The organism is Paenisporosarcina sp. P5_A11 (assembly GCF_056400705.1).
Map to the genome: position 1 here is coordinate 1 of NZ_JBFUKT010000127.1, position 9,767 is coordinate 9,767.

Annotated in this window: 11 protein-coding genes and 1 pseudogene; 2 read left to right on the forward strand and 10 right to left on the reverse strand. The window is 40.0% G+C overall.

From position 1 onward, the window contains the following. Positions 1 to 107: 107 nt before the first annotated feature. The 8 genes from AC1DOS_RS14595 to AC1DOS_RS14630 all read right to left on the reverse strand — a co-directional run bounded on the left by AC1DOS_RS14595 (position 108) and on the right by AC1DOS_RS14630 (position 5,986). Entirely contained in the window at positions 108 to 374 is a 267-nt protein-coding gene (locus AC1DOS_RS14595; protein WP_477538084.1) for a YhjD family protein, read from the reverse strand. Beyond that, complete coding sequence (locus tag AC1DOS_RS14600; protein ID WP_477538085.1) at positions 347 to 565, reverse strand: hypothetical protein; 219 nt, start codon at positions 563 to 565, stop codon at positions 347 to 349. Before AC1DOS_RS14600 ends, AC1DOS_RS14595 begins: the two co-directional genes overlap by 28 nt. A gap of 410 nt (positions 566 to 975) precedes the next feature. After that, positions 976 to 1,665, reverse strand: a complete 690-nt coding sequence (locus tag AC1DOS_RS14605) for an amino acid ABC transporter permease (RefSeq protein ID WP_477538086.1) — start codon at positions 1,663 to 1,665, stop codon at positions 976 to 978. Between the two features lie 32 nt (positions 1,666 to 1,697). After that, complete coding sequence (locus tag AC1DOS_RS14610; RefSeq protein WP_477538087.1) at positions 1,698 to 2,369, reverse strand: amino acid ABC transporter permease; 672 nt, start codon at positions 2,367 to 2,369, stop codon at positions 1,698 to 1,700. A gap of 191 nt (positions 2,370 to 2,560) precedes the next feature. Further along, positions 2,561 to 3,394, reverse strand: a complete 834-nt coding sequence (locus AC1DOS_RS14615) for a transporter substrate-binding domain-containing protein (RefSeq protein ID WP_477538088.1) — start codon at positions 3,392 to 3,394, stop codon at positions 2,561 to 2,563. Between the two features lie 5 nt (positions 3,395 to 3,399). Further along, a complete protein-coding gene (locus AC1DOS_RS14620; RefSeq protein ID WP_477538093.1) occupies positions 3,400 to 4,170 on the reverse strand; it encodes an amino acid ABC transporter ATP-binding protein in 771 nt (256 codons plus the stop codon). Between the two features lie 43 nt (positions 4,171 to 4,213). After that, positions 4,214 to 5,251: an NAD/NADP octopine/nopaline dehydrogenase family protein gene (locus AC1DOS_RS14625; protein WP_477538089.1), complete on the reverse strand. Its 1,038-nt coding sequence runs from the start codon at positions 5,249 to 5,251 to the stop codon at positions 4,214 to 4,216. A gap of 57 nt (positions 5,252 to 5,308) precedes the next feature. Further along, the gene (locus tag AC1DOS_RS14630) at positions 5,309 to 5,986 is read right to left on the reverse strand and encodes a GntR family transcriptional regulator (RefSeq protein ID WP_477538090.1); all 678 of its coding nucleotides are present in this window, start codon (positions 5,984 to 5,986) and stop codon (positions 5,309 to 5,311) included. 678 nt (positions 5,987 to 6,664) lie between these two features. On the opposite strand from AC1DOS_RS14630, the pseudogene AC1DOS_RS14635 reads away from it, so the two are divergent. After that, positions 6,665 to 6,834: pseudogene (locus tag AC1DOS_RS14635) on the forward strand (site-specific integrase); the annotation flags it as partial. 105 nt (positions 6,835 to 6,939) lie between these two features. Here AC1DOS_RS14635 and groL read toward each other — a convergent pair. Beyond that, positions 6,940 to 8,568, reverse strand: coding sequence for a chaperonin GroEL (gene groL, locus AC1DOS_RS14640; RefSeq protein ID WP_477538091.1), 1,629 nt, complete (start codon positions 8,566 to 8,568; stop codon positions 6,940 to 6,942). 32 nt (positions 8,569 to 8,600) lie between these two features. After that, positions 8,601 to 8,885, reverse strand: coding sequence for a co-chaperone GroES (gene groES, locus AC1DOS_RS14645; RefSeq protein WP_108587729.1), 285 nt, complete (start codon positions 8,883 to 8,885; stop codon positions 8,601 to 8,603). Between the two features lie 196 nt (positions 8,886 to 9,081). On the opposite strand from groES, the gene AC1DOS_RS14650 reads away from it, so the two are divergent. Beyond that, positions 9,082 to 9,767, forward strand: a 686-nt coding sequence (locus tag AC1DOS_RS14650) for a lysostaphin resistance A-like protein (protein ID WP_477538092.1), incomplete at its 3' end; no start/stop codon positions are given.

The window sequence follows — 9,767 nt, forward strand, 5'->3', positions numbered from 1 at the left end:
AGCTTATGAGATTGAAATGATGTCTGAGGAAGAAGTAAAAGCGTTTGGTGCAGCTATGAGAACATTATGACTACAAGAAACAAGCCCAACCACAGGTGGTTGGGCTTTTACTTTTTCTTATTTAAATACACTTCAAGCAATTCTTCAGTGCGATTTCTCAGCCTAACATTCAAGTAACGTCGATGTGCTTCATACCCTTTATAATAAAAAGCGTACTCCGTACAAGCGTCATCTCGATTTCCTTTAATGATTTTCATATTGTTCTGGCGAAGATATAATTTGGTTTCTTTTAAATCATTTTGAACTTTTTTGATGGATTGCTCAATGATGTTTATATAGGGTCGACTTAATTTAAAATTCCCACTTTCAAACACCTGAAAAAATGGAAAGATTTTGTCTCGCCATCACTGTTTTCAATTGTAGCTCGATGTCTAATTTCGAACTCCATTTCTTGTGTACCTTCTCTTCTTGAATGGTTGATTTCCTTAATTACTTTATTAATGGTTTTCTGTTCATCAATCTCAATCGTCCCAGCACTTGTACATTCAATTGTGAGTTTAACCATTTCACTCTCTATTAAAGGTTCACTGTAAGAGATTGGAGGTCGTCCATCAACCTCTCCTAGTGCGATGGGTGACAGGCACCATTAAGTTCATGTCTAAAGCGCCTTCTCTCCTAGAACTGCTTGTCTTTCACGCTCTTACTCTACTTGCCGGAGTACTCGTATCTATCATCTTTACTGTGGTTTCACCTAAACCGAAGAAACCTGCATTCCTCTCTTTCGCTTCGATTTTCGTCGTCTATGTGGTCTATACCTTTGTTATATTTAGTTGGTATACGGTGTAGTCACGAGTGTAGAATCTGTAGGAAATCAATCAAGAATAAGAGTACCTGCTGCTTATAGAGGCATACAAAAACGCCCATGCGGCTGCAAGGACGGATGTGTATGTATAGGACTTGTGTGATGGCATGAGCTCATTTGATTCGCACATCATTCTCATAGCGGTCGGCGAACTTGGTGATTAAAATACCGATTCCCCAGTAAATGAGTGCCACCATCATGAACGCCTCGACAAAGCGAAAGTTCTGGGCTGCCATGATTTTGGCTTGTGCAAAGATATCAATCACGGTGATTAAAAACCCGAGTGAAGTGGCTTTGATGGCCACTGTGAAAGAGTTTGCGAAATCAGGGATGGCATGGACAAAAGCTTGCGGGGCAACAATTCTCGTAAACGTTTGAGAAAAACTATAGCCCAAGGATTCCGCCGCCTCAATTTGCCCCGGATCTACCGCTAAAAATGAGCCTCGGATGATCTCAGATTGAAAGGCAGACAACGTGAGGCTAACTGTGACAATTAAAATAACCAGAGGCGACATATTGTTCATATTATAATCGATACCAAGAAGTGTAACGATGAACTGTCCAATGGCAGGGAGTGCATAATACATCAAGTATAAAAACACCACCATAGGTGTCCCTCGTAAAAACAGTTTAAATAATTTTGTAAGTTGAACCAGCACAGGGATTTTATATTGTTGTATCAGAGCCAACACCACTCCTAGAAGGGTGGATAATACAAGTATAGTAATCGCTATGAGTAAGGTTTCAGGAAGTACACCCAATATCCCTAAAAACATTTCGTATGAAGCCTCTAAATCAAACATGTTAATCCCCCCTGCTTATTGTGGTTAAACCTTTATCGAATGGCCACTCTCTTCTCCAGTTTTCTAACCAATCCGTCCGTTGTGAAGCACATAGCCGAAAACATCAAGGCAATGATAAAGTAAATTAGGATTTGATTAGTACCGTAAGATCGTGCGATAGACAATTCTGCGGTTCCCATAATATCCACGATGCCAATGGCAAAGATCAGCGACGTATCATGAATCAAGTAAACCAAGGCATTGCCGTATCCCGGGAGAGCAACAGGGACCATTTGGGGCAGAATAATTCGGAAAAACTTTTGCATTGGTGTGTACCCCAAGCTATCTGCAGCTTCATGTTGACTTTTTTCAACGGCGAGATAAGCGGGTCGAAACACTTCAGAAATATAACCAGAATGATAAAATCCCATGGAAATAATAGCAGCATGCATCGGGCTTATATCATATGTGCCCAAACCGATGAGAGGTAACACTTTTGGAATTCCAAAGTACGCTATAAATAGTAAAATCAGTCCAGGAACACTTCGCGCAAAAGATACATACAAATCGGCTAATTGACTAATGACGGGAATTCTCTTTAGTCGCACAAACGTTAATAGCACAGCAAAGAGTAACCCAAGCGCAGCCGACAAGATGATGATGATAATATTGATCGGAAGCGTTTTAAGAAACTCCATTAGTAATTCTTGCATACCCGTTTCCATCGTCATTTCTCCCTTCTCTAATGAATATCTCTTCTGTACATGACGGTGTCATGTCTATGTTTTTCGTCTTAGTCTACATCCATATTCTCAAGGGATTCAACCAAACGAGAGAATATGGATGTGCTCTAGTCGATCCGGAGATATTCACTATGACCTTAACTGACTCGAACCAAGACGTTCATGTAAAAGCCTCAATCGTATTGAAACACATCTTCTGCGTAGAATTCAGTAGACAACTCAGAAAGCACGTCTGCTTCTGCCAATTCCTTTAGACCTTCATCGATGGCTTGTTTTAGTTCCTCATTTTCCTCTGATTTGTGAATCATAAAGAACGTAGGAATAATTTTGACTGGGTCCAATCCCACAACAGGTAGATTTTGATCTTCAATGATTTCGATTTGTCCGTAACTCGATGGATAGAACAACGCATCATATTTGCCAGTCGCCACTTCTTTTAGTCGATCTGCGATTGGAATTCCCACATCAGCCAAATCATACTCTAGCTTAAATTCAGGATTTTCTTCTTCCCAATCCTTAACGGTTTTATATGTGGCACCCGCTGGGGATAGAGGAGAAATTTTCTTCCCTACCAAATCCTGAATGCTCTCAATTCCACTATCTTCTGCCACGTAAATCTTGATAAGGGCACGACCACTCGATTCTGAAGGAATGATATATTGCTCTGCACGTTCCTCCGTGAAACCTAGACCACCTGCCAACATATCGTACTTTCCAGTAGCTACTCCTGTTTCACCCGCTGAATCTTCCACACCGAACAATTCAAATTCATAGTCTTCAAGCACTTTATCCAGTTCTTTTATCAGCTCAGGCTCATAACCCGTCACTTCGCCGTTCTCATCGACCCAGCTCAATGGTTTTGACGTGTGGCCAGTCGCCACTTTGATTGTTCTTACGCCTGAATCCCCAGTGCTCTCAGCTTGTGACTTGTTGTCAGTGGAATTGCATGCAGTAAGGAGAGATAAACCCAGTACAGAAGCTGCTACTAAAATTGACTTTTTCTTCATTCTCATCAACCACCCTTAATGTTTAATTTTTGTTGGTCTTGCTCTGCATAGATCTTTTTCAAAAACTGCCTTGTTCTCACATTCACTGATTTCTCGAAGATTTGTTCAGGCGTTCCCATTTCCACAATGTGACCATTTTCCATAAAGACCACTTTGTCGGAAATCCGCTTGGCGAAGTCCATTTCATGGGTGACAAGAAGCGTTGTCATGCCGGACTTTGCTACATCTTCTATTACTTTCAATACCTCCTCTACTAATTCGGGATCAAGAGCTGAAGTAGGTTCATCAAACAAAATCAACTCGGGTTCAAGCGCCAAGCCACGTGCAATGCCGACCCTTTGTAATTGTCCTCCCGATAAGCGAGAGGGATATTCATTTATTTTATCTTTAAGACCTACATTTTCTAATTGTTTCAAACTCATGGCATACGCTTCGTTTTTGGACTTTTTCTGAACTGCTATTTGAGCATCCATTACATTTTGGATGACCGTCTTATGTTTGAAAATGTTGAACATCTGGAACACCATGGCGGTTTTCCTGCGAAGCTTTAGGATGTCTTGCTTGGATAAACTTTGATAATTGAGATGCAGATCCCCGATTTGAATTTCGCCCTGTTGGGGTTTTTCTAAGTAATTGATGCATTTTAATAAGGTGGTTTTCCCTGTTCCACTCGGACCAATAAACGATACAACCTCGCCTTTTTCGACCGATAGGTTAATACCTTTCAACACCTCATTTTGGTTGTATGAAACATGCAAGTTTTTAACATGTAAGATAATCTCTACCTCCCCAAGTGCTTTATTTCAAATCCTATATGTGCTATACCATGGACATCCGCCGTAGATTCTCCTCGGTCAACCCCTTGAACCGAATCCCTACTTGCCTATAGTCGCTGTTCATAAGTAAAGATGCCGTGCTGATGATGGAGTCGGTATACGGTGTTGCCACCCCTAAGATTTTCCCTAATTCTGAAATCGGAACAAGTCCAAAAGGAATGTCTTCTGTCAGATACCTATAATCAAGTGTCGTAGGACCTAATCCAGTAGGGAACAAGCCAGGCAAAGCTTCATATAACGTGGGATAATCGGAATCATAAAATTCATTCAAGATACTCAAAATACTTTGAAGATCGACAAGTAGACGACTTGCTATTTCCAGTCGTTCTTTATCCATCTTTTCTACGTAGTTACATGAATAGGGAGATGCTCCGTCAGGATAGAACTGAAATCTCTCGGATGAGTCAATCCTTGCCGCGTTAAACAGGGTGATCGGAGGATGAATCACCACATTGGAATTATTTAAGGAAGTCTCAAATACACTTTCTCCCGGAATCAATTGCGGAAACCTTTCCATAAACGATGGAGCAATCTGGTTCTCTTTACGCAACGTACTAATTAGTACGTTGTATTTAATTTTAGTGATCGCAACAGAACCGGCTTGATCGGCCAAACTGACAAAAGGCATGGCACTCGTTTCGGCCACTGTAATGTTCTTTTCTGTAATCAAATCAGTACCCAGAATTCGTTCACATTCTAGTGCACCCCAGTAGCCTGGAAAAAAGATGATGGTTTGATTKGGTTGCAAGAACGGTTTAATTTGATTGACAATCGTCTCATGCCCTATAGCCGTCGTCGATACAATGATAAACTGGGCCTCTGCAATCACCTGATCTATGGCGGTCGATGCCTCTAAATCGACGTGCCCCGAGTAGATCCCTTTCACTTCCAACCCTTGTGTAGAAATTCTTTCAGCTTTCTGTGGATCACGGGTATACAATTTCACGCTTTCTCCGTTCAATTTCAGAAATCCTGCAATGGCCTGCCCTGTATTTCCACCGCCCATTACTGCATATGTCATGTACTCTTCCTCCTCTCATATCGTTCGCAATCTGTTTCAATCTGTACCTTTCTCTTGTTAGAATTGGGTATGTTCGTATTTTTCGACCGTCTTGATGGCTTGATTCAACGAACCTAAAATATGTTTCTTCATTTCTTCTACTGCGTTGATCTTGTCTTTTTGGATGATGTAATGAAGGATCATCTTATGTTCTTTGACGGATTGTTTTGTATCGCCAATACTTTTGTGTGCCAATCGCCTGTACCGGTTGATCATGCTGTTGAGCTGATACAAGAACTTGACTGCCATCTTGTTGCCACTCACCGTGTAAATGTATTCGTGGAATTGCTTACCAAATTGATCGATTGTCTCATAATCTTCCAGGCTTATCGCCATTTTGAGTAATTTGATGAGATTGGTTAAGTGGTCAATGTCCTTTTGCGTGATATTATCAATGGCATCTTCAACGACAATCCCTTCCAAGTTGCTACGGATAACAAAAATTTCTTTCACTTCTTGGATCGAAATCGGAGCCACATTCATTCGGCCGTTTAAACTGCGATTGACCAATCCTTCCAGTTCCAAGATCTGAAGAGCTTCTCTAAGAGGGGTTCGACTGATCTGTAGCTCTTTGGCTAACTCTTCCTCCGCAATTGGTTGACCCGGTTCCAGTTCACCTTTGATGATCATTTCTCTCAACGCTTTATGTGCAATATCTTTCGTAGAGACTCGACTGACTTTTGCTCTTTCATTCAACTGGTTCACCGCCTTTATAATAATTGTATACAATTATAAAGTTATTCTAGCACACATTTTTAAAAAAGAAATAGAATATTTAGTTTTTTCTGATTTTATTTTTTTGTGTGTACCTGTGCGCACTAATCGAATAATTTCTCGACATTAGTAGCTACCACGTCATTCCTAGCATTTTTCCATTTGGTGCCTATCACCCGAACAATTAATCTATACATCCATATTCACTCTGCATAAAGAAAGACCTCGCTACAGCAAGGGGCGGTGAATAAATATACGTAGTGTATAAATTCGACGGGTGCGCTAGTGTTGCTTATTAGTTATACACGCACAAACATGGATAATTTTACAACAAATTTTGACTGCTGAAATTAAAAAAAGGACCCGGATCTCTAAAGATGATTCGGTTCCCTTTTTTTGTCATTTAATTATGGGCGAGTTTATGAAGAAATAGGCTGTGCAACGACATAGGCTTCATGGAATTCTGGCATCTTCTTCGGCGACATCTTTCAACAATTCCCAAAAAATGTTTAGATGCATAGGGTTGTATGAAAATGACCACTTTGCCGATTCCCACTTCCTTTTCCATAGAAACCAAATAAGTCACGTTGGTACTAAAATAGAGCCTAAATAATCTAGACTCTATCTCCATTTGCATTATTTAGAACCCCATATTAAAAATCTGATATAGAGAAACATATCACTCTTCATGGTTTCCGTCACACACACACTTGCAACGACTAGGGCATACCGATATTAATACCACTATGAACATTTATGCGCATATGACGAAAAACATGGAAGAAAAGGCCTCCCAACAGTTTAGTAAACTGATGAAAGACCTTCTCTAAAAGTGGTCATATGCAATTTTTTTAAACAAAGAAGTGGTCAAAAAGTGGTCATCCACGATATAACAACTTCCGAAACCCTTATGAATCAAGGGTTTTTTCACACTTTTACATCATGCCGCCCATTCCGCCCATGTCAGGCATGCCGCCGCCTGCATTTTTGTCTGGAATTTCTGCTACTACTGCTTCAGTAGTTAAGAGCATTGCTGCAACAGATGCTGCGTTTTGAAGTGCAGAACGAGTTACTTTAGTTGGATCCACGATACCCGCTTCCATCATGTTCACCCATTCGCCGTTTGATGCGTTGAAACCGATACCGATTTCTTCGCGTTTCAAGCGGTCAACAATGATTGAACCTTCAAGACCTGCGTTGTTTGCGATTTGACGAACTGGCTCTTCAAGTGCACGAAGAACAATTTTCACGCCAGTTGCAACGTCGCCTTGTTCAGTGTCAGCTAATTCAGCCACTTTTTTGTAAACGTTCACTAGTGCAGTACCACCACCAGAAACGATACCTTCTTCAACAGCTGCACGAGTTGAGTTTAAAGCATCTTCAATACGAAGTTTACGTTCTTTTAATTCAGTTTCAGTTGCTGCACCGACTTTAATTACGGCAACACCACCAGAAAGTTTTGCTAAACGTTCTTGTAATTTTTCTTTATCAAATTCAGAAGTTGTATCTTCTAATTGAGAGCGAATTTGACTTACACGGCCAGTAATTGCTTCTGTTTGACCAGCGCCTTCAACGATTGTTGTGTTGTCTTTTGTAACCACCACTTTAGCAGCACGGCCTAATTGTGTAATGTTTGTTGTTTTTAATTCTAAACCAAGCTCTTCAGTAATCACTTCAGCACCTGTAAGAATTGCGATATCTTGTAGCATCGCTTTACGACGATCGCCAAATCCAGGAGCTTTAACAGCTACTGCATTAAACGTTCCACGTAATTTATTTACAACTAGTGTAGCTAAAGCTTCGCCTTCAACGTCTTCAGCGATTAGGATAAGTGGTTTACCTTGTTGTACCACTTGCTCTAATACTGGAAGAATTTCTTGAATGCTAGTGATTTTTTTATCTGTAATTAAGATATATGGATTTTCTAAAACAGCTTCCATTTTTTCAGAATCAGTAACCATGTATGGTGATGCATACCCACGGTCGAACTGCATTCCTTCAACTACATCAAGTTCAGTAGTGAAACCTTTAGACTCTTCGATTGTGATTACGCCGTCGTTACCAACGCGTTCCATTGCTTCAGCAATCAATTGTCCTACCTCTTCATCACCTGAAGAGATACTTGCTACTTGGGCGATAGATTCTTTGCCTTCGATATCTTGAGAGATTTCTTTTAGGCCAGTAATTGCTGCTGCAACCGCTTTTTCGATTCCTTTACGAATGCCAACAGGGTTCGCACCAGCTGTTACGTTTTTCAAACCTTCACGAATCATTGCTTGAGCAAGAACCGTTGCAGTTGTAGTACCGTCACCAGCGATATCATTTGTTTTAGATGCTACTTCAGCTACAAGCTTAGCACCCATGTTTTCAAATGCATCTTCTAGTTCGATTTCTTTTGCAATCGTTACGCCATCATTTGTAATTAGTGGTGAACCAAATTTTTTCTCAAGAACAACGTTACGTCCTTTAGGTCCAAGCGTTACTTTTACAGCATCTGCTAATTTATCTACACCACGAAGCATTGAGCTACGTGCGTCTTCGCTAAATTTAATTTCTTTTGCCATTTAGTAAATCCTCCTTAAATATAGTTAAGTTTTTATCCTATAATTGCTAAAATATCGTTTTCACGTAAAATTAAGAATTCATTACCTTCATATTTCACTTCAGTACCAGCGTATTTAGAGAAAATGATTTTGTCTCCTTCTTTCACATCTAACTCTACACGCGTGCCGTTTTCAAGTACACGACCAGTTCCAACAGCAAGTACTTTACCTTCTTGTGGCTTTTCTTTAGCAGAGTCTGGTAGTACAATACCAAATGCTGATTTTTCTTCTGACTCGACTAATTCAATTACGATACGATCGCCTAATGGTTTTAACAAGTGAAAACAACCTCCTTGAATGGTAGTAATTATTTTATTAGCACTCTCTGTTCTTGAGTGCTAACACAACTCTTATCATAATGAATTGACTGAACTTTTGCAAGTAAGAACTCTGATATTTTTGTAATCTTTGCGACGTTGCCAGAAAACCCATACAATATAGAAAGAACTTCTTTTGATGAAAGGATATTTACCTATGAAAAATAATAAAACTGCATTTTATTTAATTACCGCATACGTCATCATGCAACTGTCTGGTGCCCTGTTCGCCCCATTAATCTTCCGCTTTTTAAATGGCCAAGAAGGAATGGGAGAGGCGCAAGCTAAACTTTTAGCCAGTGGTTGGTGGATTTTCATTAGCATGTCCGTCGCAACCCTTATAAGTGTTGCGATTATTCGTAAAGACAAATCGTTCTTAAATAACTTAAAAGGCAAAAAGAGTTCCATCCCAGCATCGATTGGATGGGGAATTCTTGGATTCTTTATGGTGTTGATAGGTCAATCTATTGCAGCACTTATTGAAAGTGCTCTTGGAATTGATCCAGGATCCGATAATACAGCTACTTTTGTAAGAATAGCGGCCGCTGCTCCAGTTGCTATATTATCGATTGCAGTTTTTGCTCCCATTTTAGAAGAACTCATTTTCCGACGTGTGATTTTTGGATCGCTTGTACAAAAGTCGAACTTCTTTATTGCAGGGGCAGTAAGTGCGATAGTTTTTGCTATCATCCATTTTGATTTTACACACATACTACTCTATGCGGTGTCCGGATTTATATTCGCCTTTTTATATTACAAAACAAAACGAATTTGGACTTCAATCATTTCACATATGTTATTGAACGGATTTGTCGTATTGGTCCAATTAAATAAGGAAAATAT

Excerpts from the sequence above, each read along its gene's own strand:
- AC1DOS_RS14600 (WP_477538085.1), bottom strand. The coding sequence starts at position 565 with ATGGTTAAACTCACAATTGAATGTACAAGTGCTGGGACGATTGAGATT.
- groL (WP_477538091.1), bottom strand. The coding sequence starts at position 8,568 with ATGGCAAAAGAAATTAAATTTAGCGAAGACGCACGTAGCTCAATGCTT.
- AC1DOS_RS14605 (WP_477538086.1), bottom strand. The coding sequence starts at position 1,665 with ATGTTTGATTTAGAGGCTTCATACGAAATGTTTTTAGGGATATTGGGT.
- AC1DOS_RS14615 (WP_477538088.1), bottom strand. The coding sequence starts at position 3,394 with ATGAAGAAAAAGTCAATTTTAGTAGCAGCTTCTGTACTGGGTTTATCT.
- AC1DOS_RS14610 (WP_477538087.1), bottom strand. The coding sequence starts at position 2,369 with ATGGAAACGGGTATGCAAGAATTACTAATGGAGTTTCTTAAAACGCTT.